Origin of the sequence: Paraburkholderia sp. SIMBA_053 (assembly GCF_046534895.1) — a bacterium.
GTDB lineage: Bacteria > Pseudomonadota > Gammaproteobacteria > Burkholderiales > Burkholderiaceae > Paraburkholderia > Paraburkholderia caledonica.
In genome coordinates, this window is the sequence record NZ_JAWRXU010000005.1 from 119,603 (window position 1) to 143,775 (window position 24,173).

General features: G+C 60.5%; 20 protein-coding genes. 7 read left to right on the forward strand and 13 right to left on the reverse strand.

Going from position 1 to position 24,173, the window contains the following annotated elements; all coding sequences use genetic code 11:
- Positions 1-32: 32 nt before the first annotated feature.
- From SB753_RS18270 to SB753_RS18300, 7 genes are all read right to left on the reverse strand, one after another.
- A complete protein-coding gene (locus tag SB753_RS18270) occupies positions 33-1,313 on the reverse strand; it encodes a dihydroorotase (protein WP_410801181.1) in 1,281 nt (426 codons plus the stop codon).
- Between the two features lie 93 nt (positions 1,314-1,406).
- The gene (locus SB753_RS18275) at positions 1,407-2,432 is read right to left on the reverse strand and encodes an aspartate carbamoyltransferase catalytic subunit (protein ID WP_410801183.1); all 1,026 of its coding nucleotides are present in this window, start codon (positions 2,430-2,432) and stop codon (positions 1,407-1,409) included.
- An 86-nt stretch (positions 2,433-2,518) separates the two neighbouring features.
- Complete coding sequence (gene pyrR / locus SB753_RS18280) at positions 2,519-3,058, reverse strand: bifunctional pyr operon transcriptional regulator/uracil phosphoribosyltransferase PyrR (protein ID WP_410801185.1); 540 nt, start codon at positions 3,056-3,058, stop codon at positions 2,519-2,521.
- Positions 3,045-3,485: a Holliday junction resolvase RuvX gene (ruvX, locus tag SB753_RS18285; protein WP_128587340.1), complete on the reverse strand. Its 441-nt coding sequence runs from the start codon at positions 3,483-3,485 to the stop codon at positions 3,045-3,047. The genes pyrR and ruvX overlap by 14 nt, the downstream gene beginning before the upstream one ends.
- A gap of 10 nt (positions 3,486-3,495) precedes the next feature.
- The gene (locus SB753_RS18290) at positions 3,496-4,074 is read right to left on the reverse strand and encodes a YqgE/AlgH family protein (protein ID WP_020069822.1); all 579 of its coding nucleotides are present in this window, start codon (positions 4,072-4,074) and stop codon (positions 3,496-3,498) included.
- A 228-nt stretch (positions 4,075-4,302) separates the two neighbouring features.
- Positions 4,303-5,712, reverse strand: a complete 1,410-nt coding sequence (locus SB753_RS18295) for a hypothetical protein (protein WP_410801187.1) — start codon at positions 5,710-5,712, stop codon at positions 4,303-4,305.
- A 244-nt stretch (positions 5,713-5,956) separates the two neighbouring features.
- Entirely contained in the window at positions 5,957-6,127 is a 171-nt protein-coding gene (locus tag SB753_RS18300; RefSeq protein ID WP_006047743.1) for a rubredoxin, read from the reverse strand.
- Positions 6,128-6,412: 285 nt separating this feature from the next.
- Between SB753_RS18300 and SB753_RS18305 the strand changes: the two genes are divergently transcribed.
- From SB753_RS18305 to cysC, 3 genes are all read left to right on the forward strand, one after another.
- Positions 6,413-7,273 carry a hydroxymethylpyrimidine/phosphomethylpyrimidine kinase gene (locus tag SB753_RS18305; protein WP_020069820.1) on the forward strand — a complete coding sequence of 287 codons (861 nt, stop codon included), beginning with the start codon at positions 6,413-6,415 and terminating at the stop codon, positions 7,271-7,273.
- 266 nt (positions 7,274-7,539) lie between these two features.
- Positions 7,540-8,751: a chondroitin 4-O-sulfotransferase gene (locus tag SB753_RS18310; RefSeq protein ID WP_410801189.1), complete on the forward strand. Its 1,212-nt coding sequence runs from the start codon at positions 7,540-7,542 to the stop codon at positions 8,749-8,751.
- 17 nt (positions 8,752-8,768) lie between these two features.
- Complete coding sequence (gene cysC / locus SB753_RS18315; RefSeq protein ID WP_410801191.1) at positions 8,769-9,383, forward strand: adenylyl-sulfate kinase; 615 nt, start codon at positions 8,769-8,771, stop codon at positions 9,381-9,383.
- Positions 9,384-9,560: 177 nt separating this feature from the next.
- Here the strand turns inward: cysC and groL are convergent, their stop codons facing one another.
- A complete protein-coding gene (gene groL / locus SB753_RS18320) occupies positions 9,561-11,201 on the reverse strand; it encodes a chaperonin GroEL (protein WP_020069817.1) in 1,641 nt (546 codons plus the stop codon).
- A 52-nt stretch (positions 11,202-11,253) separates the two neighbouring features.
- Complete coding sequence (gene groES / locus SB753_RS18325; RefSeq protein WP_006047749.1) at positions 11,254-11,544, reverse strand: co-chaperone GroES; 291 nt, start codon at positions 11,542-11,544, stop codon at positions 11,254-11,256.
- Positions 11,545-11,948: 404 nt separating this feature from the next.
- On the opposite strand from groES, the gene SB753_RS18330 reads away from it, so the two are divergent.
- Both SB753_RS18330 and SB753_RS18335 read left to right on the forward strand, forming a co-directional pair.
- Positions 11,949-13,481, forward strand: coding sequence for a methyl-accepting chemotaxis protein (locus SB753_RS18330; RefSeq protein ID WP_410801193.1), 1,533 nt, complete (start codon positions 11,949-11,951; stop codon positions 13,479-13,481).
- A 219-nt stretch (positions 13,482-13,700) separates the two neighbouring features.
- Positions 13,701-14,675, forward strand: a complete 975-nt coding sequence (locus SB753_RS18335; protein ID WP_020069815.1) for an FkbM family methyltransferase — start codon at positions 13,701-13,703, stop codon at positions 14,673-14,675.
- A gap of 76 nt (positions 14,676-14,751) precedes the next feature.
- On the opposite strand, the gene SB753_RS18340 is transcribed toward SB753_RS18335, so the two are convergent.
- Positions 14,752-15,795 carry a hypothetical protein gene (locus SB753_RS18340; protein WP_410801195.1) on the reverse strand — a complete coding sequence of 348 codons (1,044 nt, stop codon included), beginning with the start codon at positions 15,793-15,795 and terminating at the stop codon, positions 14,752-14,754.
- A gap of 928 nt (positions 15,796-16,723) precedes the next feature.
- Here SB753_RS18340 and SB753_RS18345 point away from each other — a divergent pair.
- Both SB753_RS18345 and SB753_RS18350 read left to right on the forward strand, forming a co-directional pair.
- Entirely contained in the window at positions 16,724-18,286 is a 1,563-nt protein-coding gene (locus SB753_RS18345) for a hypothetical protein (RefSeq protein ID WP_204520328.1), read from the forward strand.
- A gap of 184 nt (positions 18,287-18,470) precedes the next feature.
- Positions 18,471-19,106 (forward strand): FMN-binding negative transcriptional regulator, encoded by a 636-nt coding sequence (locus SB753_RS18350; protein ID WP_410801197.1) that lies wholly within the window; start codon positions 18,471-18,473, stop codon positions 19,104-19,106.
- Between the two features lie 508 nt (positions 19,107-19,614).
- Here SB753_RS18350 and SB753_RS18355 read toward each other — a convergent pair.
- From SB753_RS18355 to SB753_RS18365, 3 genes are all read right to left on the reverse strand, one after another.
- Positions 19,615-21,573 carry an RICIN domain-containing protein gene (locus SB753_RS18355; RefSeq protein WP_410801199.1) on the reverse strand — a complete coding sequence of 653 codons (1,959 nt, stop codon included), beginning with the start codon at positions 21,571-21,573 and terminating at the stop codon, positions 19,615-19,617.
- Between the two features lie 25 nt (positions 21,574-21,598).
- Positions 21,599-22,243, reverse strand: coding sequence for an SCO family protein (locus tag SB753_RS18360; protein ID WP_408201164.1), 645 nt, complete (start codon positions 22,241-22,243; stop codon positions 21,599-21,601).
- A 346-nt stretch (positions 22,244-22,589) separates the two neighbouring features.
- Positions 22,590-24,149, reverse strand: coding sequence for a NosD domain-containing protein (locus SB753_RS18365; RefSeq protein ID WP_410801201.1), 1,560 nt, complete (start codon positions 24,147-24,149; stop codon positions 22,590-22,592).
- Positions 24,150-24,173: the final 24 nt, after the last annotated feature.

Consider the following 24,173-nt stretch of genomic DNA (forward strand, 5'->3'; position numbering starts at 1 on the left):
GACTGGCCGATGCGTGAGCCATGCCGCGCACGTTAGCGCTGCTCGAATGCGACGCGGCCGGCCACGATGGTCGCGCGAACGCGAGCCGGCAATTCGTAACCGAGGAACGGCGTGTTATGCCCCTGACTCTTCAGCGCACGCGGCTCGACGCGCCAATGCGCGTGACGGTCGAACACGCAGAGGTCGGCCACGCTGCCTACCGCGACGCTGCCGGCCGCTTGCAGATCGAGCACGGCGGCCGGCGCCGCGGTGATGCGGTTGAGCGCCTTCGCAAGCGGCACGCCGGCTTCGTCGGCCCACTTCACCGTCAGCGACAGAAACAGCTCGAGGCCGGTAGCGCCCGGCGTGGCTTCGCCAAACGGCAGCAGCTTTTCGTCGTCGTCGACCGGTGTGTGATCGGAGCAGATCGCGTCGATGGTGCCGTCGACGAGACCCGCGCGGATCGCTTCGCGATCGCGCTGCTGACGCAGCGGCGGGTCGAGCCGGAACTGCGCGTCGAAGTAGCCGATGTCGAGGTCGATCAGATGCACGTGGTTCACGGTGACGTCGCACGAAACCGGCAAGCCCTCGGCTTTCGCCTCGCGCATGAGCGCGATGCCCGCCGCCGACGACACATGCGACAGATGCACCCGCGCGCCCGTCACACGCACGAGTTCGAAGATCGTATGGAGCGCGATGGTTTCCGCCGCGACGGGCACGCCGGACAGGCCGAGCCGCGACGCGAGCGCACCGCTCGCGGCCACGCCGCCCTTGCCGAGATACGCGTCGACAGGACGCAGCCACACCGTGTAGCCATAGGTTTTCGCATATTGCAGCGCACGCATCAGCACTTGCGTATCCACCACCGGCGAGTCGGCCTGCGAAAAGCCGATGCAGCCGGCTTCCGTGAGCTCGACCATTTCGGTGATGACCTGGCCCTTCAGGCCGACCGTCAACGCGCCGAGCGGATACACATGTGCCTGGTCGAGATTACGCGCGCGAAACTTCAGCATTTCGACGAGGCCGGGTTCGTCGAGCGTCGGATCGGTGTCCGGCGGACAAACGAGACTCGTCACGCCGCCAGCAAGCGCCGCGGACATTTCGGATTCGAGCGTGGCCTTGTGTTCATAGCCCGGCTCGCGCAGACGCGCCGACAGGTCGACGAGACCCGGCGCGATATGCAGACCGCGCGCGTCGATGGTTTGCGTCGCCTCGAAATTGGCGGGCGCGTTGCCGAGCGCGACGATCTTGCCCGCCTCGATGAAAACGTCCTGCTGCTGTTCGGTACCCGCTGCCGGATCGATCAGCGTGCCGCCTTGAATATGAATCTTCATGCGCTGCCTTAATGTATCAGCCGGATTCGGCCAGGTTCTGCGTTGTCTGCCGCGCGTGCGTCGTTCTGGGTCCGCACGCATGCGTTTGCCGGATCAATCGTTATTGCCCGCGACGATCCCCATCACCGCCATGCGCACCGCGATGCCGAACGTCACCTGATTCAGAATCACCGATTGCGGACCGTCGGCCACCTGCGAATCGATTTCGACGCCGCGATTCATCGGGCCCGGGTGCATCACGATTGCATCGGGCTTGGCGAGCGCGAGCCGCTCCGGCGTCAGGCCCCAGCTCTTGAAATACTCCTGCGCCGAAGGCAACAGCGCGCCGCTCATTCGCTCGTTCTGCAGACGCAGCATGATGATTACGTCGACGTCCTTCAGCCCTCCGTCGAGGTTGTGGAACACGCGCACGCCCATCTGTTCGAGGCCGCCCGGCAGCAGCGTGCGCGGGCCGATGGCGCGCACTTCCGGCACGCCGAGCGTGGTCAGCGCGTGAATGTCCGAGCGCGCGACTCGCGAATGCAGAATGTCGCCGACAATCGCCACACGCAGATTCGTGAAGTCTTTCTTGTAGTGGCGGATCGTGTACATGTCGAGCAGACCCTGAGTGGGGTGCGCATGACGGCCGTCGCCGGCATTGATCACGTGCACGTGCGGTGCGCAGTGCTGGGCGATCAGATACGGCGCGCCGCTCGACGCATGACGCACGACGAACATGTCGGCGTGCATCGCCGACAGATTGTTGATCGTGTCGAGCAGCGATTCGCCCTTGCTCGTGGACGAAGCGTTGATGTTCAGATTCAGCACGTCAGCCGACAAACGTGTCGCGGCAATTTCAAACGTGGTGCGTGTGCGCGTCGAATTCTCGAAGAACAGATTGAAGACCGACTTGCCGCGCAGCAGCGGGACCTTCTTGACCTCGCGATCCGTCACGCTGACGAACTGGCTCGCCGTGTCGAGGATGTGATTGACGATCGCCTTCGGCAAACCTTCAATCGACAACAGATGCTTCAGCTCGCCGTTTTTCGTGAGCTGCGGGTTGCCCTTCAGGAAGCCGTAGCGGAAGCGCTCGGTGGCGCTATCGGCTTGGTCGTGAGAGGCCTGGTTCGCGGTGTTCATGAGTTACCTGCTGGAGAAACGGACTTCAACGTGTGTGCGGCGGGCTGCGAGTCGCGGTGCATGCGCACTCGCGCCCGATGCCGTGCTCAATCGGCGCGGGCTTCGGTGTGAAAGGTGAAACGCGGCTGGCCTGCGCTGCTCTCCTCGCGCGCGAGCACCAGCGTCGCGTCCGCGGGCACATCCACTGCGCCGCCGACGAAGCGCGCCGCCACCGGCAACTCGCGCCCGCCGCGATCGGCGAGCACCGCGAGTTCGACCGCCGCCGGGCGGCCGTAGTCATAGAGCTCATTGAGCGCTGCGCGGATCGTGCGGCCGGTGTACAGCACGTCGTCGACCAGCACGATGCGGCGGCCGTCGACGGAAAAAGGCAGCGAGGTCGGGCTCGCCTGCGAGTGCAGACCTTTCTTCGCGTAGTCGTCCCGATGCAGCGCGACATTCACTACGCCGAAACTCGCCAGCTTCAGATCATGCGCGAGCCGTTCGGCGAGCCACGCGCCGCCGCTGTAAATGCCGGCGAGCACGGCGCCCTCGGCACCGTTTTGTGCCGCACCGAACTCGTCGCCATACGCGGCGCGAATCTGGTCGAGCAACGCGCGATAAAGCGCTTCGGCGTCAATGGAACTCATGATGGTCGGAAAGTCCGTCTAGATATTGCTGAAGGATGATGCTGGCGGCTTCGGCGTCGAGCATGTCGGCACGGCCCTTGCCCTCGCGGATACCCGACTTTGCCTCAACCGACGAATAACGCTCGTCGATCCACGTGACGGGCAAATTGAAGCGGCCGTTCAATTGATTGCCGAACCGTTTGGCGAGTTGCGTCATTTCGTGCGGCGTGCCGTCCGGATGCATCGGCAAGCCGACGACGAGCGCGTCCGGCTTCCATTCGGCGATCAGTTTGCCGACCTCTGCGAAGCGATATTCACGGCTGCGATTCTGCACGATCACGAGCGGCCGCGCGCTCTTCGTCAGCGAATTGCCGACCGCCACGCCGATGCGCTTTTCACCGTAGTCGAACGCAAGCAGCGTCGCCTCACGTCCGGCCGGCAGGCTCATGCAGCGCCTCTCATGCGTGCCCGGCCTCGCCCGACAGCATGGACAGCGAAATGCCGAGCAGCGCGAGCGCGGCTTCGAGACGCTCTTCGGCAGGCACGTCGAACACGATCTTCGGATCGGCCTCGACCGTCAGCCAGCCGTTTTTCGAAATCTCTTCTTCAAGCTGACCCGCGCCCCAGCCGGCGTGACCGAGCGTGAGCAGAAAACGTTCGGGACCCGTGCCGCTTGCAACCGCCTCGAGCACGTCTTTCGACGTGGTCATTTCGAGACCGCCCGGCACCGACATGGACGACGTATAAGTGTTGCCGTCTTTCGGGTCGTGCAGCACGAAGCCGCGCTCGGTTTGCACCGGGCCGCCGAAATACACGGGTACATGAAGGAGAGGCTCGATTTCGAGCTTGAGGTCGATGCGACTGAAGAGCGCTTCCAGGTCGATATCGGTCGGCCGGTTGATCACGAGGCCGAGCGCGCCGCGCTCACTGTGATCGCAAAGGTAGACCACCGTTCCTGAAAACGTCGGATCCGCCATGTTGGGCATGGCGATCAGGAACTGGTTGGTCAGATTGATGCGATCGGTACTCTTGGACATAGTTCGGATTTTAGCAAAGACGGTGCAGGATGGCGGGCTTCGAGCGTGGAACGGCGACGTAAGTCATGGAGCGTGCCGCGAGCCATCGACGGCGATTCATGTTGCACTCTATCACGCACGCGGGCCTTGCCACGGTGCAGTTTGGGCCTGCGCGCTTGCCTGCGGGCTTGCCTGCATAGTTGCCTACCTGATGCGCTTCTTGCGCGGCTCTGGCGCTCCTGACGCGCGTTACGCGCCGCCCTGCTCGATCGACCGCGTAAGCGCGCTCAGCGCTGCGCCGCTGGCCGGCGGCGCCACGCCCGCCGCCACCTTGTGCAGCGTGGCGCGTAATGCCTCGGCCGCGCCTTCCAGCGCACTGGCGGCGGGTGCGTCGACGATCACGTGAGCACGCACCGCAGGCGTCGACACGCCGGCATGAGCGCGCCGGCGCCACGCGAGTCCCAGCGCATCGGCCAGCAGAGCGACATGGCCGAGGCCGAGCGCGCAAGCTGCGGACCCGAGCCGGTATGCGGCGTCGCCGGCCTGGAGCGCTTCGCTCGGATCGGCCTTCTCAGGCTGGTCCGCGGCCCGCGCGTGTTCGGCGAGCGCGGAGATCGCGGCGTCGGCCGTTTGTAGAAAATCCTCGTACGCATGCGCGTTGACGCTCAGCACACCAAGTTCGCGTGTCAGTGAAGTGTGCGCGCTGACCGATTGCGCCTCCACCGCTCCGGCTTCCCAAAGCATTTCCGATGTCTGCGTGCCCGCGACGTGCCAATCGACGGTCAAGCCGTAGTCGTGCAGCACCTCGACCTGATCGGCGTCTTCTGCGGCGGCGCCGAACAGCGCGTAATCGCGCCACAGCAACGCGAGGGTAGCTCGCACCAGCGAGCGCTGCGCGCGCTCGATGCCGCGCGCATGATCGGCTAGCGCGAGATTGCAGCGCGCGTAAAAACGCCGCGCGTCGGGCTCACCAGCCGCGCGTCCGCTGACCCGCAATGCACGGGCGCAGGCCTTGGCAAGACGCCAGAAGTCATAGGGATCGGGACCGGCGAGTTCAGTGAACACCGCGTCGAGTTCGTCAAGCGCGGCGTTGGTGGCCGCGCGCGCCGCCACGCTGCCGGTATCCGGCTGCGAGCGCAGCACCGGGAGCAGCGCGCGTTCGTAGCGCGCACGCAGATGAGCCAGCTGCTCGGCCGACTGTGCGTGAAACAAAACGGGCGGCACGGGCCGCGCGGTCAGCGCGAGGTCTTCGAAAGCCACGGGAGAAGCCGTTGTGTGTTCGCCGAGATCGGCACACAACTCGCGGTAATGACTAAAGAGCGTGGGCGAGCAGGCGAGCTCCCGCAGATTGTGACGCTCGAGCGCCGCACGGAAGTCGCGCAGCGCGGCGCCGAACGCCGGCCGCACGTTCTCGGCCTCGGCCGGATCGCCCGCGGCCAAGGGCGAAAGGCGCACGAGCGCGTCGGTAAAACGGGTGGCACTCAGCCAGCCCGCGCTGCGCAGTGCGTGCGAGGCGCGCACCAGCGCGGTGGTGCAGCCGGTGTGCTGCTCGAACGCCAGCAGCGCTTCGGCTAGCGCAAGTTCCGCCGGGCGAACAGCGCCGCCGCGCGGGTTGGGCAATGCGTCGAAGGAAACAGGTGCTGCGGATCGAAGAGTCATGAGTTGGCGACGGAAAGTCGGCGGGCCGCCGATTGGCGCCGCGCGCAGACTGAGCGCCTAACGCGCGGACCGGCAACTGAACAATGACAAATGCGCGATGACAGCTGCACAGGGACAAATGCAGACCGACCAATGCGCCATGACAGACTACGCAACGTCAACCTGCGGTTGGGACACGGCCAGCGCGAGGACGTTCCGGCGCGATGCCACACCTCGGCGGGGCGACGCCGGCCGCCGTTCGACTTCAGATCTGGACCATCTCGAAGTCTTCCTTGCGCGCACCGCACTCGGGGCACGTCCAGTTGATGGGAACGTCTTCCCAGCGCGTGCCCGGCGCAATGCCCTCGTCCGGCAAACCGGCTTCTTCGTCGTAAATCCAGCCGCAAATCAGGCACATCCAGCTTTGATATTCCATTCTTGTATCGCGTCGTGAAGTCCGTGGAAACGGGAGCCATGATGGTACCGTGTTGCCGCCCCAATGCCTAGCAATCGCAAACGCGCAGTCCCTGTGCCCGCCGACCTTCGGCAATGCCGGATGGGAAAAGTGCCGCTGCGTGCGGCGTCGCGCCACAGGTTAGCCAGGAAGAATGGGACGAAGCCGACGGGGATGCGAAAAAACGCCCCCGGGCCGTTTTAGGACGCATAATTGAGCCGCTTGCGCACTCACCGCGCCAAAAATACTGCTCCTTTGTAAATCTTCATGCCCAGCGACACGCCTCCGATCGTCCTCACCTTCGGCCTCTCCGATCCCACCGGCGGCTCTGGCCTGCAAGCCGACCTGCTGACCCTTGCCAGCATGGGCTGTCATGGCGTCTCCGTGCTCACCGGCTATACCGTGCGCGACTCGGCGAGTTGCGACGAAGTCAACGGGCTCGACCCGGAGGTTGTCGCGACCCAGGCGCGCATGTTGCTCGAGGACATGCCGATTGCAGCGTTCAAGGTCGGCGCCTGCACGCGCGCCGAGGTAGTGAGCGCGATCGCCGAAGTAGTGGCCGATTACGACGACATTCCACTAATTCTTGCCCCCGACTTCACGCTCGACGACGAGCACGTCCTCGCCGCCGATGAACTGCGTGAAGCCATTGCCGACCTGCTCGCGCCGCAAACCACCTTGCTGGTCGCCGACTCGGCCACCCTGCTCGCGCTCGCCCAGCCAGACGGCGACGCCGAAGCACCGAGCCTCGACGCCGCGATCTCGCATCTGCTGTCGCAGGGCTGCGAATACATTCTGTCGACGGAAACCGGCACGCACCGGCTGGTCAACACGCTTTTCAGCGAAGACGGCCAGTTGCGTCAGGACATGTGGGATCGCGGCAGTCACCGCATCATGGGCCTGACGGATACGCTCGGCTCGGCCATCGCGGCACTTCTTGCCAATGGCCAGGAGCCGGCAGAGGCGGTTCGCGAGGCTCAGGAATATCTGTACCAGGCGGTGCGCAGCGCGTTCCGGCCGGGTATGGGCGCGTATATGCCGGACCGGTTCTTCTGGGCTCGCAGCAGCGACGACGAAACGCCGCCGGCAAGCGGCAAGGACGCGGCGCCCGGCGAAGCGCGGCACTGACGCGCTCTCCTCTTTTCGCCTTACCGCCCATCGCCTGTTTCGACGTTCGCGCGCCGGCACCTCGCCCGGCGTGCGCGGTAGCCCCGTGCTGCGGCGTTTTCCTGTCTCCTGGCGGTTCGCGCATCTGACGCCATCTTTGTCGCCGCGGCAGCGGCCTGTAAATGACGTCCCGGCCCCGAATGCAGAATCCGTCGCGTAATTAAACGTTACAACGAGAGACAAACGCGCGCGATACACTCAGGAATCGAAATATCGTCATATTTCATATGTCATCGCCCACGTTTTTCATTCACCCGCCCAAAAGCGGGGGATCCACGGTGATTTCATTTTTCGACCTGAATAAAGGCAAAGATCAATTCACCGTATTCGAATGGACCGGCGACGGTTGGGACCGGTGCCGTGCCAAGCTACTTCAAACGCGTATTGGCGGCGGTCATCAACCGTACGGTATTCATAGAAGTCTCAAGACGCCGCTCGCCTATTGCACCATTCTGCGAGATCCGCTCGCCCGGCAAATATCGCATTATCGCTATGCACTGAACGGAAAAAACGGTGATGTGGCACGCGGTGCAAGCGTGTCGGCAACCGAAGCGCTCGTGCTGCGCGGCGCCCTTTCGCTCGACGAGTGGGTGAGCGAGTCGCTCGGCGGCAAAAATGTATTCGTGCAAATGTTGAGCGGTCATCCGGCACCAGATGAACTCAGTCTCGGTATTGCGAAAGCCAACCTGCAGCATCACTTCAGCGCAGTCGGCATCTGCGAAAACATGAGCGAATTTCTCCTCCGGCTTTGTGCCAAAACCGGAATGAAATTGCCGTTCTACTTTGAGACGAACATTACCAGCGGTTCGGCGAAAAACATTGGTCAGTTGAGCGAAAGCGCGAAACAGAAATTCGTTCAGGAAAATCGCCTGGATTACGAGATCTTCGAATACGCGAAGCGCGAAATTCAAAGCGACGCGCATAAGTCGGGCAGCGTGTTCGCGAATGCCCTCAATCTGGTTCACGTGATCCAGGCAGAAATTAGTCAGCTCGAGAATCCGTACCTTCACAGCTCGGTGGTATTCGGCTTCGACGAAGCGTTCCTTGTCAAAGTACACGGCGTGATCAGCCGTTTCGACCTCGCGCCAATCAACGAATACCTGCGGTTCGCGCAGGGCGAAGCGCGAACGTTTGCCGATATGTACGACGGCTTTGTCGACTCGGTGTGCGACGGTGTCGTATCCGGCTGGGCCGTGAACCTCAGTCGCCCGGAACAAAGTGTGCGACTCGAAGTGCGCATCGGCAGCGAGGTCATTGCGAGCGGCTCAACCGGCGCGCATCGGCCGGATGTTGCAAGCGCCGGCTACCCGAGCGCGTACGCCGGCTTTTCGATCGCTTTGCCGCCGGACGCACCGGACGGATTTCATGTCGCCGTGGCCGGTTCGGCCGAACGGCTTCATAACGCCGGCGTATGGCGCCGGGGTTGGCACTGCGTTTAAGCCTTCAGGAACACACAATGAAACAGCAGCTCGGCGGCCCGGTGCAACGGTTTCACGGTGCCATTACGCTCGCGGACAGGATGCGCCTTCTCCACCAGAAGCCGGTCACGATCTGGCTGACCGGCCTCTCGGGAGCAGGCAAGTCGACCATCGCGTTCGAACTGGAACGGCAACTCGTCTGCCAAGGCCGGGCCTGCTACGTACTCGACGGCGACAACGTTCGCCACGGCCTCGGCAGCGATCTTGACTTCGACCAGCACGACCGCCACGAAAACATCCGTCGTGTCGCGCATGTCGCCCAGTTGATGAACGATGCAGGACTTATCGTCATTACTGCACTCATCTCGCCGACGCAGGCCGACCGGACGATGGCGCGCGACATCGTGGGCGCTGACAAATTTGTGGAGATATATCTGTCCGCGCCATTCGCAATATGTGCGCGCCGCGACCCGAAAGGTCTGTATGCAAAGGCGCTGGCCGGCGAAATTGCATCGTTCACAGGCGTATCAGCGCCTTACGAAGCGCCGCTCGATGCGGATATCACAATCGACACCGCAACGTTGACGCCGGCCGAAAGCGTAGCGGGCATCTTCCGGTACTTGCACGAGCATTGCCTCGCGCAACAGGCTTAGCCGTAAGGAGTTGACCGCTTTTCGTCGCGCAGAAACGAATAAACGCAGAAACGCAGAAACAAAAAAACCCGCATTTGATTGCGGGTTTTTTCTTTGGCAAGCGCACCTTGCGGCGCGCTTTTCCATGGGCTCCCGGTTGAACCTCTGTACGAGGCGCAACCGGGGAGCGGACATGAATTACATGTCCATGCCCATGCCGCCCATGCCACCGGGCATGCCGCCAGGCATCGGTGCGTCTTCCTTCGGCAGTTCGCAAACAGCTGCGTCGGTCGTCAGCAGGAGACCTGCCACCGATGCTGCGTTTTGCAGCGCAGTGCGCGTGACCTTGGTCGGGTCCACGACACCAGCGTCAACCAGGTCGACGTACTCGCCGGTTGCTGCGTTGTAGCCGTAGTTGCCTTGACCAGCAGCAACTGCCGCCACCACGACGCTGGCTTCTTCGCCGCCGTTCGTGACGATCTGGCGCAGCGGCTCTTCCATTGCGCGCAGGACGATCTTGATACCTGCGTCCTGATCGGCGTTAGCGCCCTTCAGGCCGGCAATCGCCGTACGTGCGCGGATCAGCGCAACGCCGCCGCCAGCAACGATGCCTTCTTCCACAGCTGCGCGCGTTGCGTGCAGTGCGTCTTCGACACGTGCCTTCTTTTCCTTCATTTCGACTTCGGTCGCAGCGCCAACCTTGATCACTGCAACGCCGCCTGCCAGCTTGGCAACGCGCTCTTGCAGCTTTTCACGGTCGTAGTCCGACGTAGCTTCTTCGATTTGCGTGCGGACTTGCTTGACACGCGCTTCGATGTTTGCAGCTTCGCCAGCGCCGTCGATGATCGTCGTGTTTTCCTTGCCCACTTCGATGCGCTTCGCCTGGCCCAGTTCTGCCAGCGTTGCCTTTTCGAGCGTCAGGCCGGTTTCTTCAGCGATGACCTGGCCGCCGGTCAGGATCGCGATGTCTTCCAGCATGGCCTTACGGCGATCGCCGAAGCCCGGAGCCTTCACGGCAACCGTCTTCAGAATGCCGCGGATGTTGTTCACCACCAGCGTTGCCAGTGCTTCGCCTTCGACGTCTTCTGCGATGATCAGCAGCGGACGGCCAGCCTTGGCGACTTGTTCCAGAACCGGCAGCAGATCGCGGATGTTCGAGACCTTCTTGTCGTGCAGCAGCACGAACGGGTTCTCGAGCACGGCAACTTGCTTGTCCGGGTTGTTGATGAAGTACGGCGACAGGTAGCCGCGGTCGAATTGCATACCTTCGACGACGTCCAGCTCGTCTTGCAGCGACTTGCCGTCTTCGACGGTGATAACGCCTTCCTTGCCGACCTTGTCCATTGCTTCAGCAATACGATCGCCGATCGACGAGTCGCTGTTTGCCGAAATCGCGCCGACTTGTGCGATTTCCTTGTTCGTCGTGCAAGGCTTGCTGATCTTGCGCAGTTCTTCGATCGCAGCGCCCACGGCCTTGTCGATACCGCGCTTCAGGTCCATCGGGTTCATGCCCGATGCAACGTACTTCATGCCTTCGCGGACGATCGACTGAGCCAGAACCGTTGCGGTCGTGGTGCCGTCACCTGCGTTGTCGCTGGTCTTGGAAGCCACTTCCTTGACCATTTGCGCGCCCATGTTCTGGAGCTTGTCTTTCAGTTCGATCTCTTTTGCGACCGACACACCGTCCTTGGTGACCGTCGGGCCGCCGAAGCTGCGTTCCAGGACAACGTTGCGGCCCTTCGGACCCAGCGTGACCTTCACAGCGTTCGCGAGGATGTTCACGCCTTCGACCATCTTGGCACGGGCGGAATCACCGAATACGACGTCTTTAGCTGCCATCTTCTAACTCCTTGAATTCTTGAGATATAACCGGGGAAGTAGCGGCTTGCGCTTACTTGTTCACCACGGCCATGATGTCTTCTTCGCGCATCACGAGCAGTTCGTTGCCGTCGACCTTGACGGTCTGGCCTGCGTACTTGCCGAACAGGACGCGGTCACCAACCTTCACGTCGAGGGCGATCTGTGCGCCCTTGTCGTCACGCTTGCCCGGGCCGACTGCCAGGATTTCGCCCTGATCCGGCTTTTCTGCTGCGGCTTCGGGGATCACGATGCCCGACGCGGTCTTGGTTTCTTGATCCAGACGCTTGACGATCACGCGATCATGCAAAGGACGAAGGTTCATACATACTCCTCTCTTGATTGAGACTGAAGAACGCTTGGAAAACCCGGCTGGCCGAGCCAACCGGCGAAGTTGTTAGCACTCTCGTGCAGCGAGTGCTAATTATATGGACGGGTGGTGACAAATTCAAGAAGGGATGTGGGGACAGTTGAGATTTACATGCTCTGCCCCGCCACGGGATAGTTAGTCCGCCCACTCCACCAGATCCGAGGCGGCCAAGGCAGGGAGAAACCCGAACCTGCTCACTCACAAGAAATCTTCTCGACCTTCCCGCCAACCCAAGGGGCGCGCGTGATCGAATCCATAGAAACCCTAATACAGTATCGGCGCGCCGTGCCGTTGATGAGAAACCTGCGCGCTTTTTATACCGGTTCGGCGCCGGGACCACTGAACAATTGAGGCTTCCAATGAAGGTTTCCACGCGCCTGACGATACTTGCGCTCGCGGCGCTCGTCGCGCTCCTGGTTGTCGGTTCCTACAGTCTTTACAGCGTCAGACAAGCGATGCTCGACGACAAGCGCGCACAGATCACCAATCTGCTGCGAATGGCAGAACACCTCGCGACGTACTACCACGACCAGGAAGTGGCCGGGAAGTTGACGACCGAGCAGGCGCAGTCCGCGACGAAAGAGGCGTTGAGCCAACTGAACTATTCGGACGAGAGCTACTTCTGGGCTCGCCTTCCCGACGGCCTCACCCTAGTACACCGCAAAGCTTCGACCGTCGGCAAGATCAACGTAGGAAAAGCACCCGACGGCCGTCCCGACGGCGACCTCTATCGTGAAATGCTCGCGCGCGAACATATTCCGATCATGACGGTGCTCGCCAAGCATCCCACCAGCGGCGAGATGGTAGAAAAGATCAACGGACTGGTCGAGTTCAAGCCGTGGGGATGGTGGATTGGAACCGGCATCTTCACCACCGATATCAGCGCGACGTTCTGGCGAACGGGCGCATTCCTCATCACCCTGATCTCGGTTGCGATTCTGGGTATTGCGGCACTTGCCTGGCAAATCATTCGCCGCGTGACCGGCGCACTTGGCGGCGAACCCGCCGACGTTTCGCAGGCCATGCACCGCATGTCGGTCGGCGACCTGAGTCTTCCGATCGTCGTTACGGGCGCTAATGAAACGAGCTTGCTCGCATCGGTGGCACGCATGCGGCAGTCATTGCTCGACATGGTGGTCCGCATCGGCACGAGTTCCGAGGCCGTAATGAGTGGGACGAGTCAGATCGCAGCGGGTAACACGGACCTCTCGGCACGGACCGAGCAGCAAGCCGCGTCGCTGCAGGAAACGGCAGCGAGCATCGAAGAACTGACCGCGACCGTCAAGCAGAACTCGGAAAACGCGAGGCACGCGAACGGACTCGCCGACAATGCAAATCAGGTCGCGCTCGAAGGACGCAGGATCGTGGGCCAAGTCGTGGACACGATGAGCGGGATTCAGGAGAGCTCGGGCAAAATCGCCGAGATCATCGGCATCATTGAAGGCATTGCGTTTCAGACGAACATTCTTGCGCTCAACGCGGCGGTCGAAGCCGCGAGAGCCGGCGAGGAAGGCAGGGGTTTTGCCGTCGTCGCAAGCGAAGTCCGCAGTCTCGCGCAAAGATCGTCGAGTGCCGCCAAAGATATCAAGGCGCTCATCGAGGCATCGGGCTCGCGGGTCGAGGCAGGAGCCGAACTCGTCGCGAGCGCAGGGCAAACTATGGAGAAGGTCGGCATCGCGATTCAGCGAGTGACGGACATCATGGGCGAGATCGCATCGGCGTCGCACGAACAGAGCCGCGGCATTGAGCAGATCAATCAGGCGATCACACAGATGGACGAAGTGACGCAGCAGAACGCCGCGTTAGTCGAAGAGGCGGCTGCGGCCGCCGGCTCTCTCGAACATCAAGCGCAGCAATTGCGCACCGCCGTATCGGTTTTCCGCACCGCCTGATACATGGGCCGGAGGGTTCGCGGCGCGACGCTAGATCAACCGTTATCTAACGTTGCGTCGCTCATATAGCGGCCCCGGGCCTGTTGCGTCACCAGCGCGGCGTTGCGGTCATTGTCGTGTCGTCCGCTTACCAGGCCTGGCCGATTTCGTTGATGCCTTTGCCGAAAGAGAGGAGATGTGGAAACGCTGCGGAAATAGGGTTGCTGTATTCTGTTTCTCATGAAGAAACTCGTTCTCTCCGCCGCTGGCGCTGTAACCTCGATGCTTCCCTTGAGGCTTCGGCATGTGATGGCAAAGTCCCTCCTGGAAGATAACTCGCTCGCGAGAGAGTATGGCTATCTCTACCTGTCCAGCCTCTCACGGAAGCTGAACGTTGTGCGGTTCTCGGCAAATGGACAGTACGGCACGATGGTCAGCAGTTCGAATGATCTGAGCATTCTGAAGAAATACGCCGAGACCGGGCGTTGGGCGCCTGAGCTTTCCGACAAGTTGAAATTGTTCTTCGCCGGTTCGGGAGGAACATATCTCGACATCGGCGCGAACATCGGCATGACGACCATACCGATTGCGCAGCACAACGAGCGCGTGAAGTGTTATGCGTTTGAACCGGAACCGGTCAATTACCGCAATCTTCTACGCAACATTGCGGAAAATTGCCCGTCACCCAACATAGAGACTTTTCAACTCGCGTTGCACGAACGAGAGGAAGTACTGCCCTTCGAGATTGCCGACGGCAATCTGGGCGACCACCGCCTTCACTTCGAAACTAACCTTCCGGCAAAACAGAACGAGGTGGGTCGCAAGATCATCGAAGTGCGCTGCGCAAGGCTGGACGATCTTCCTATTCAGTTGTCCGGCCCTGTGTTTGCGAAAGTCGACACACAGGGTGCGGAACCCTACGTCTTTGCTGGCGGCAGCAAGACGCTTGCGAAAGCCGATGCGATCCTCGTGGAATGGTCGCCATATCATATGGCGCGGTTAGGGGGCGATCCCAACGTCGTGCTTAAGTTTCTTGAGGAGCACTTCACTTACGGCAAGGTTGAAGAAACCGACGCAAAGGCGGGAATACCAGCCGAGACGGAACCCATGCGAACAATCGCAGCGCGCCTGCGGAGCACCATTACAAAATGGCGCGACGATCCACTAAATTACGTCGATATCTTCGCGACGAAGACGGCGTCACTCGCGCGATAGCAAAAGCGGCTTGCCGCAAGCGAGCCGCTTTAACCACGTACCAACGAACCTAACAACGCGCTACCGGCTCACAGCGTCACTCAGTGACCGGTTTTTCGACAGCGTTCGTATGCCCTACGACCGACTCGAAAAACTGCGCGTACTGCCGGGAGCAGGCGTTCCACCCGAACTCGTCGACAGCTTTGCGCTTGGCCGCATTGCTGGCAATGGTCTGCCACGACTCATTGACCGACTTCAGAATGGCAGGAAGTTCGCTTACGTCATTGAACAGCATGACGTTGTCGAACCTCCTCGCAGCCCACGCCATGAAAGGTGTCGATCGTGCGATCAGAACCGGCACGAGACCAATGGCTTCAAAGAAGACGCCGCTGACGAGCATGGAGTCAGCCGCGTGGGGCAAGATCAACACGTCGCTCTGCGCAATGCCTTGCGCGAACTCTGCGTCGGTCAAAAACTTCGAATCGATGCGCACGGCTTCTCGCAGCGATTTGCTGTCAATGATTTCGTTCAACGTCGCGAGATAGGCTTCGGTGCCGTGGCCGGCGACGTGCAGCTTGCAATCGCCCGGCCAAACATCGAGTACCGCGTCGATCTGCTTATATGGACGAATCACGCCGAGCATCGTATAAAGCGGCGCCGCGCCGCGGGCCTTCGCCGTACCCGGCGGATGGCCGGGAGCGTCCCAATAGAGCGGATGAGGTAAATACTGCGCACGGTAGCGAGCCTGAAAGTCCGGCGCGTGTACAACACGGACATCGGCAAGACGATGCACGAGCGCAATGATCCGCATAGACAGGCGCCTGTTGAAGCCGACCGTATCGTGCACTGCCTGATCATGTACGAAGCACACGACCTTGGCTCGCCCGATCAACATCAATGAACAGTAGAACGCCAGCAGCAGGCAGCCGGTCACGCTAAGTTGTGCCGTGCCTTTCTGACGCCTGAACGCCCGGTATTCAAGCCAATGAAATACAAGCATGTTCTCCGGCTTGAAGAGATCGGCCAACCCGCCGCTCAGCAGTCCCCTGATTGACAGCGGGAACACATCGTAGCCGGCGGATCTATATAGATCCTTCTGAATGTCGATGTAGCGGTTTGTAGGATTTCTAAAAGGGCACATTAACACTCGCGGCCGTCTTTTCACTTCGTCTTTTCCATTCGCGTAACTGGTTTCGTCATTGACCTGCGACATTCGACAATCTCCGGTCAAGCTTCACGCGCGAAAACAACACGCTCAGGCGAATACCCGGACATTTACGATGCCCACCATTCAAACGCCTAAACCAGTATTGGGTGAATTAACGCTCCATCTTTAAGTTCAGCTTAGCATGCGCCAAATCGTTTTGCGAAGTTGCATCACCTTAGAACGCGCCAATCTCACAGGAGCCCAGGGCGCCCGTGTCCGAAAGTGCTGAACGCAGGCATTCGTGTCGTTTTTGCCACGCGAGGGTGTGGCGGCGGGAAGCTAAGCCGACGCGCATGAAAGCGGAAAATATGACCTCCGTCTCTTGGGGTCAAAGCGAAAAAAATGCAGGGCGACCAGTCCCCATACGATAAGGAGAAAGTAAAACTTATTTGGGACAACCCGCGAAATCGGAAACGATCTTGCTTTCTGGCGGGAATTTGCTATTTCTCGTTTTGTCCGACGAGTCTTGCGGGTAAGATCTACCCCGTTCGCAGTAGCAACCCCGCAAATTTTACGCATTGCGGGTTCGCTCCCAGCAAACGTTTGCATGGACACCGTTCTGATCCGCGGTTCCGGCAAACAGTTCGGTTGACCCCACTGTTGATGATTCCCCGACGCGCCAATCGGCCCGGCCGTTTCGACTGGCTCGTGCGCGTTTGTTTGAACCGCCTCGTTCATTAAAGCGGCGCGAACCGCTTCGGCAGACGCACGGCATGACGCACCAAATAGCACTGATATTTTATAGACGATCAGTAGTGCGAATAAAAACAAAGATTTTCTGGTTTCAAGATCAGTAATTAACAAAATACAAGATCAAATTTATAAATTTTTTCGGGGTTTTTTCGATAGCGGATAATTCAAAATGTTGAAAAGACGACAGTTTATTGGCGCACTGACGGCACTGAGCGGAAGTGTTATTTTGAGCGCATGCGGCGGTGGTGGCGCAGAAGAAGGCGGCACAATTACCGCTAATTCTGCGGCGCAAAAGACGAACGCAACGGCCAAAGGCACGTCGCCGAACGGCGCCGCGATGCCGCCGGCGACATCCCTGATCGACGGCTCGGGCGCCACCTGGACTCTTTCGGGCGGTGTCGCTTATCGCAACGGCGCGAAGGCCGGGAACAACTACAACGTGATTCTCGCGCTGTGCTTCAACGGCAACATTTACGTCGAGAACACCAGCTCACAGTTTTATCAGTGGACTGGATCGACGTGGCAGTCTACGAGTGACCCGCGCCAAGGCACGACGTCGCCGGACGGCACGACGATGCCGTCGGCTCCCAACATTGTCGACAAGACCGGCGCCGTGTGGACGCTGACCAACGGTGTTATCTCCCGGAACGGCGCAGTTGTGGGCAACAACTACAACGTGTCGCTGGTGCTCTGGTACGGCGGCAAGATCTATTGCCGCAACACCAGCGGACAGTTCTACGCGAACGCAGAGGTGGCCGCCCAATGGTTGCCATGTAGCGATCCGCGTATTGCCACCGCTGCGACCGCAGGAAGCTTCTTCGGCATTAACGGCCACTTCGATTACACGTACACGCCGACGCAACTCATATCGATCCTGAAGGGCTTGGGCTGCACGAGCTACCGCGTCGGCTGCACGGCAGATCCGAATCAATTGAATGCTGTGGTCAAACTGGCACAGGCGTTCCAGTCGGCGGGTATGACGCTGCTCGTGCTGGTCAACCTGGGTCTTTACGACAGCAGCGGCAGACTGCTCGCAGGCGAATCCGCTGCGTATAACGCCACGTATGGACCGGCATTCACAATCGCCAACGCGCTGAAGCCCTACGGCGTGACGTTCTATGAATGCGGAAACGAGTTGACGCGCGACAGGGCGATCATCATCGATTCGACGAACGCAGGAACGAAGGCCCTCGACTTTAACAATGCGAACTGGCCCACCATGCGCGGCGCAATGCGCGGCATGATCGACGGAGTGAAAGCCGCGCAGCCCGGCGCGAAATGCGGTATCAACTTCTGCGTCGCCGACGTCGGCGCCTCGGACGCGCTGTGGGACGGCATGCAACCCGACGGCAGCGGCGGCTATCCGAAGGTGCGCTGGGACATCACGACGTGGCACAACTATGAAGTGTATGGCGACATCTTCAACATCGGTACCGATGGCGCGGGTCCGGGCATCAACCTGCCTGCGTACTGCAAGGCCCGATACGGTGTGCCGTTCTTCATCACCGAGTGGAACACCGGCCCGGAGCAGTCGCAAACATATCGAGCGAGTTACATTACGTCGCAACTGGGTTCGTTCTATGCGGCTCGCAAGACGCACAACATTCAGTCCGTCATGTACTACGTGCTCGACAGCGGCAACAACACGTTCGGCATTATGACCAACGGGACCGCGCTGAATCCGCCGTACGGCGCATTCACGAACTTTACGTCGGGCCACGCGGATAGCTGATCCGCCTGCCCGAGTTCGATGTACGAAATGGCCTCCCGCTGCTTTCTGGCGGGAGGCCATTTCCTTTTTCACGAAACACCGACACGCGGCGCTGCGACTCTGGCCTGAAGAAATCGCCCGAAGCTGGCTCTACAGGCGAAACGAGTTTTGGCGCACACTGCGTACAGAACTCAACGGAGCAGCCATGTACGTACCCGACCATTTCAACGAAGCACGCAAAGACGTGCTGCATGCGTTCATCGCGCACAATCCCTTCGGCACGCTGATCACTCACGGCACGAGCGGTCTGGACGCCAACCACATTCCGTTCGAACTAGCGCCGGAAGAAGGCGAATTCGGCGTGCTGCACGCGCACGTCGCGCGAAACAATCGGCTGTGGCAGGACGTGACCAACGGCGATGAAGTACTCGTCGTCTTCCATGCGGGCGATGCCTATATTTCGCCCACGTGGTACCCGAGCAAGCAGGAAACGCACAGACAGGTGCCCACCTGGAACTACATGGTGGTGCACGCGCACGGCCGCATCACGATTCGCGACGATGAAAAATACGTGCGAGGCCTCGTGGCGCGCCTGACTCGCACACATGAGGCGAGCCAGCCTCGTCCATGGAAAATGGGAGATGCGCCGAGCGAATATATCGACACCATGCTCAAAGCGATTGTCGGCCTGGAGATCGAGATCACGCGGCTCGTCGGCAAAAGCAAGCTAAGCCAGAATAAGGACGCACGCGATATCGAGGGCGCGGCCGAAGCGTTGAAGGAAAACGGCAATCATCGTATCGCCAATGCGATGCTCGAGCATGCGCCGCATAAGCAGTAAGTCATGTTGGCCCCGGCGCCCTCCTCATGTCGGCCACTGGGCGACATGTGCACTATGCGTTCAGCGCACTACGGGTTAGTGACAAAGCGCCAAAGCGCTGCACACTCGGCACTCGATAGCTCGAAATGAGGCATGGACTTGCGCAACACCACGCTTGCCGGATCTATGCCGTCTTTGACTGCCCGACAGAAGGCAACGGGATCGTACCGACTGGGCGGCCCGCCCCGGCGGCTTCTTGCATCGAGCAAGTAGCCACGAGTAAGGGGCGGTGCAAAGCCGGGCGATGGATCCGTTCGTGTATGGCAATTCACGCATCGCGTGGTCCACTCCGGCAGCGATTGATTGTCGTCGCGCAGGTGCGCTACTGCCGCACGTTGCCCAGTGAAAATCGCACAGCCCATATCGCCCGGAGCGCAGCTCAGGTCGGCATGCGCGAAATGCGCATTGCTTAGTATCGCCAGGCAGATCGTCAGCCGAATCGCCTGGCGTAAGGTTGTCGACGTAGTCATCAGTGCAGGCGCAGCGTGCGTGACACGCTCGGCACACCGTTGTTGTTCAACGCAAAGAGCATGTAGTAGCCAGGCACGACAACACCAGGATCGGCCGGAATCTTCAGAATGAATTCGCCAGCCGTACCTACCGTGAAACTCAACGGCACGCGTCGCTGCTCGTTATTTACGGCATGCGTGTTGGACGACAGGCGCATGAGCGCGAATGCCTTGACACCACTACTCGCTTTCACGGCGATGGAAGTACCGAGCTGTGCATCGGCCGGCACGTTACTGAGGGTCGGCCGTGTCGCTGCCGATCCATCCGCATTGAGTAGATACGGCGGCGTGAGTATTTCAATGTCTGTGTGGTTAGTCGCGCACCCGCCGCACAGTCCCCCGCCTCCGCTCAGCACGCGGCCATCGGCCAGCAGCAGCGCAACGCTGTGGTACGTCCGCGGCACGGCTTGCGGCGCCAGCTGCGAAAAGACTTTCGTCGTCGGGTCCCACAACTCCGGAGTGAGCACAGCAGTGTCGTCCGAGAAAGGCTGCGCGAAGGCTTGACCGCCCACCACGACGACCTGCCCGTTCGGCAACACAACGCTGCTACTGAAGGCCCGCGTATAGCTCATCGGAGGCAGCGCGGTGGCGACCGCTGTGCCGGTGCTGATATCGATGAGCGTCGCATTCGAAGTCGCATTTGACTGCTCATAACTTGGCGCACCACCAACCGCGAGAATCTTGCCGATGTCGTACATGACGGCGTTCCCGTTCATCGCATCGGTATCGTTCGCGCGCTTGCCGGCATCGGTCACGTTACCGTTACCCGCGGTGTCGAACCAGTGCATGGCCTGGCTCGGACCGGCGTGGAAAACGCGTCCATTGGACACCGCGAACAGCCACGCGTGATTGTCGGCGCGAAATATGCCCGCCGCGTCCTGGGTCAATATGTAGTCGGCGAGTATCGCGCCGTTGATTTGCCAGCCCGAACCGGACGTCCACGTTTCGCCGTTTTTGCCGCCCTCGCCGCCATTCCATGAACCACCGAGCGTGAACACGCTCCCATTGCTCAACGTAACGGTCCCCTGATAGCCGCGTGGGATCTTCATCAGGTTGCTCGACGACCATTGACCGGTCGAAGGCGTGTAGATGCTCGTCTTCGAGCTGCTCGATCCCCCGTTCACCAGCAGGCGACCGTCCGGCAGATTCGCGATACCGGGGCAGAACATATCGTGCCCGGTGTTGCTGACCAGCACCTGCTTGTTGGTTCCCGTGGTTGGATTGAAGACCGCGGTGTAGGTCTTTCCCGGCGTGATTTCACCGGACGTAAAGTCGAGAAGCATATCCGACGACCACACCAGCACATTGCCGTCGGGAAGATTGGCGGCCGCCGCGGGAACCATCGGCACCCCGACAGGCGCCGACCACTTCGACGGCAACGTCTTCACATTCAGGCCGCTCAACTGCCACGTCTGCAGAGCACTCCCATTGCATACCTGCTGTCGTACTTGCTGACCCCATCCAGTCAGACTCTGCGCCGCCAGACACATGCCGCTGTGCGCAGCGACGATCGCATAGCCGTTGCCTTGCGGCTTCGCAGTAAATGTCTGGTTCGTCTGACCGTTGCACGCCCACTGGATGATGGCGGCGCCAGCATTCAAGCTCTCACCTGTCACGTCCATGCACAGGCCGCTGTTCTGATTTACGAAATGGAACTGAGATCCGGTGGGTACGGGCCGCCACTGCTGATTTGCACCGCCCGAACAGCCCCAGGAAATGACCGAGGCGCCACCCGTTGTCGATGCAGAGTCAACGTCCGCGCACAGATTCATACCGCTCAGCGTGATCGGACCTACCGTTTGCGCCTCTACGCGGGTCGCAAACGTGGTAAGCGCGAACGCTATAGCGGCGACGCAAAGTGCATTCACGCATCTGCCTGCATAGAGCCAGATGAATCTGACAAACGGAATTGGCGCCATGATCTCTGCTCCAGTTAACGTTGAACTACGCGCGCCCCAATGCGCCCAGCGCATTGCAAATTTCGTCTACACGTGGAAGATCCGCGCTGCGCCAGCGCAACCGCGCGCTTGCATCGAAGCAGTAGATCTGGGTTGCATGATCCGCAATGTTGCCGAGCGGCAAGCGGCTGCCTGCAAGCGCCATCCGCATTCCGTCGACGTCTCGCAGTGTCGGAGTCGCAGCAGTCCATGCTGGCCCGGCCTGAAAACGCTTGAGCCACTCATGCAGCGCGGACGGTGAGTCGGAAAGCGGATCGATCCCAATCGAGAGCAATCGAACCGGATAACGCCCACGAGTTTGTGGCAACCGTTGCTGCACCGCGCTGAACAGCGCTCCTTGCAGAGGACATACGGAACTACATCCGGTATAGATGGTTTGAACTGCCGTCACGCCATCTAGCAGCATGCTGTTCAGCGATCGCTCTGTACCGGTCTGATCGACCAGCCGCGTGTCTTCCAGACGAACTGGCGGAGTGACGAGCCCCGACGTCCCATGCTGTGCGTACGACGACAAAGGCGCCGCCGCGAGTGCAAGCATTGCGGCATCACGCAGGAAGACGCGGCGCGACGATCTTTCAACCGGCGTGGACTCGCCAGGCTCAGCGCGCATGAGAGCTTTGGGATGAAACAAGGCGTCGTCCTCCGCAAAAGCTCATAGAACTGCACACTCGCCTTCGCAAACAGCGTTTGGCGCGGCAGTCAATGAACACGTCGGGTGAGTCGGCGATCGCTACGTTGCTTCGGTTCCGGAGGCGGCGAACCGGTTACGTGTTTGGAGGCAGCGATTAACGTCGACGGCATTCGATCGTATGCGAAGACGGCGACGACGGTTTGTTTAGTACCCCACACTTCCTGGTGCTTCGTGACGTGAAACTTGTCCACACGCGGCGGCTCTGGACTTCGGCCAAATGAAAGAATCCGGCAATGCGAAGCGTTGCCGTGATCTATATTGATTCGCGTGCCGCGATGTTTTTTTCTCAGCCCGCACTGGCGTTGCTTGCCAGGAGCATGCCGGCACCGCGTGCCTGCGAATAACTCGTCCCACAGCTCATTGCACTGTTCCCGGTCACCGACATGGCAGTGCAGCCGTTCAGATTCATGCCCGTCTCGCAACGGCGAACGAGATTGGCCGACACAACACCGCCAACGCGATTTGCCGCCGCAATTCCACTTCCTCCAGGCCCGCTGAAACCCTCGACAACATTTCCCACTACCACGGCCCCCGTCGCGCTCGACTCCAGATAGATGCCATTTTTCGGGCTCTCTTGACCAAGCACGGTATTGCCGTTGATTACCGGGTCGGACACGTCCAGACAATGGATTCCGTGCGCGCCCATGTAGCGCAGGTTATTGCCTAGAATCGACGGCGAATCCTGGTACAGCGCGAGAATGCCAATTGCGCCATCCGCAGCATTACAAAGCACACTGTTATTGGTGACCGCTGTGCCTTGTCCGCGCTCATGCCATATGAAAGTCAATAGCGGCGAGCCGGCGCGTATCGGGTTGCTCGCAACCAGCGCGGTCTCAGCAACACTCACGACAAAGGTTGCTGACGGCACGCTTGGTCCAGTAATAAGTTGGCCGAGTTGAACCGCAGGATTTGCGAATGTCAGCGTCACACGAGCCGTGCCGTTTGTCGTCGCCCGCTGCTCCACTGAGACCGCGTTATCGGTGTCCGAGCCTATCAAGCAAATTGCGGCTCTCGCATGACCGCGCGTGAGGTCGACCGTGTTGCCTGATATGACGCACTGCACGGCTCCGCCATACACGGCAATGCCTGCGTGAATCGGGTCCCATGCGGACCCGGTGCCGTCGGTTGCGGCGCGGTCGAATATCACCGTGTTACCCGTGACCGAGCACGCCAGCGATCGGACGATAGCTATGCCCCACCACTTCGCGCCCTCGCAGGTGTTGCCCGTAATGGTCGAGTTATTGACATTCTCCGTCACGATGCTGCGCCGGAACGAACCTCGCACGACGTTGCCCGCCACCGTGCACATGTTGTCCTGCAGCGGGAAAGAGTCGGCATGGTAGTTCGCCAGCCCTTCCATGTGTATTCCGATGCGGCAGTCCTGACCGGCTCTGGCTGTCACGAGATTGCCGGTGATCGTCGCTGCGCAACCCCAGACCGTGATACCGTCGCCGCGATCCTCGCCATAAGTTGACTTTTGCGTCGGGCCGCCGCCAGCGCCGATACAGTCAATAACCCTGTTATTGGCGATGATGAAGTCGTGGTACTCGCCCGTCGACTCGACCTGAATGCCGTTCTGAAAATAGCGGATGGTCGAGCGCGTCACGGAACCGAGACTCGCGCGAAACATGATGCCGACGTTGCGTTCGCCGATATTCGACTGAAGCATGTTCGGGTTCGTGAGATAGACTCCGTCGAATTCACAGCCTTGAGCAGTCACCGTGATCGCCGCTGCATTGGCGATGCCCGCTGTAAATCGCAACTCGCCGCCGCCGACTACACGAATTGCCTTCTCAATCCTGAGCGGCTTCATCACCTTGAACACGTGACCGCCAGGGACATTCACGACTGCGGCGCCGCTGCTAAATGC

What these genes read in the sequence shown, in the direction of transcription:
- SB753_RS18270 (WP_410801181.1), bottom strand. Translation starts at nt 1,313, where the DNA reads ATGAAGATTCATATTCAAGGCGGCACGCTGATCGATCCGGCAGCGGGT.
- SB753_RS18275 (WP_410801183.1), bottom strand. Translation starts at nt 2,432, where the DNA reads ATGAACACCGCGAACCAGGCCTCTCACGACCAAGCCGATAGCGCCACC.
- pyrR (WP_410801185.1), bottom strand. Translation starts at nt 3,058, where the DNA reads ATGAGTTCCATTGACGCCGAAGCGCTTTATCGCGCGTTGCTCGACCAG.
- ruvX (WP_128587340.1), bottom strand. Translation starts at nt 3,485, where the DNA reads ATGAGCCTGCCGGCCGGACGTGAGGCGACGCTGCTTGCGTTCGACTAC.
- SB753_RS18290 (WP_020069822.1), bottom strand. Translation starts at nt 4,074, where the DNA reads ATGTCCAAGAGTACCGATCGCATCAATCTGACCAACCAGTTCCTGATC.
- SB753_RS18295 (WP_410801187.1), bottom strand. Translation starts at nt 5,712, where the DNA reads ATGACTCTTCGATCCGCAGCACCTGTTTCCTTCGACGCATTGCCCAAC.
- SB753_RS18300 (WP_006047743.1), bottom strand. Translation starts at nt 6,127, where the DNA reads ATGGAATATCAAAGCTGGATGTGCCTGATTTGCGGCTGGATTTACGAC.
- SB753_RS18305 (WP_020069820.1), top strand. Translation starts at nt 6,413, where the DNA reads ATGCCCAGCGACACGCCTCCGATCGTCCTCACCTTCGGCCTCTCCGAT.
- SB753_RS18310 (WP_410801189.1), top strand. Translation starts at nt 7,540, where the DNA reads ATGTCATCGCCCACGTTTTTCATTCACCCGCCCAAAAGCGGGGGATCC.
- cysC (WP_410801191.1), top strand. Translation starts at nt 8,769, where the DNA reads ATGAAACAGCAGCTCGGCGGCCCGGTGCAACGGTTTCACGGTGCCATT.
- groL (WP_020069817.1), bottom strand. Translation starts at nt 11,201, where the DNA reads ATGGCAGCTAAAGACGTCGTATTCGGTGATTCCGCCCGTGCCAAGATG.
- groES (WP_006047749.1), bottom strand. Translation starts at nt 11,544, where the DNA reads ATGAACCTTCGTCCTTTGCATGATCGCGTGATCGTCAAGCGTCTGGAT.
- SB753_RS18330 (WP_410801193.1), top strand. Translation starts at nt 11,949, where the DNA reads ATGAAGGTTTCCACGCGCCTGACGATACTTGCGCTCGCGGCGCTCGTC.
- SB753_RS18335 (WP_020069815.1), top strand. Translation starts at nt 13,701, where the DNA reads ATGAAGAAACTCGTTCTCTCCGCCGCTGGCGCTGTAACCTCGATGCTT.
- SB753_RS18340 (WP_410801195.1), bottom strand. Translation starts at nt 15,795, where the DNA reads ATGTGCCCTTTTAGAAATCCTACAAACCGCTACATCGACATTCAGAAG.
- SB753_RS18345 (WP_204520328.1), top strand. Translation starts at nt 16,724, where the DNA reads ATGTTGAAAAGACGACAGTTTATTGGCGCACTGACGGCACTGAGCGGA.
- SB753_RS18350 (WP_410801197.1), top strand. Translation starts at nt 18,471, where the DNA reads ATGTACGTACCCGACCATTTCAACGAAGCACGCAAAGACGTGCTGCAT.
- SB753_RS18355 (WP_410801199.1), bottom strand. Translation starts at nt 21,573, where the DNA reads ATGGCGCCAATTCCGTTTGTCAGATTCATCTGGCTCTATGCAGGCAGA.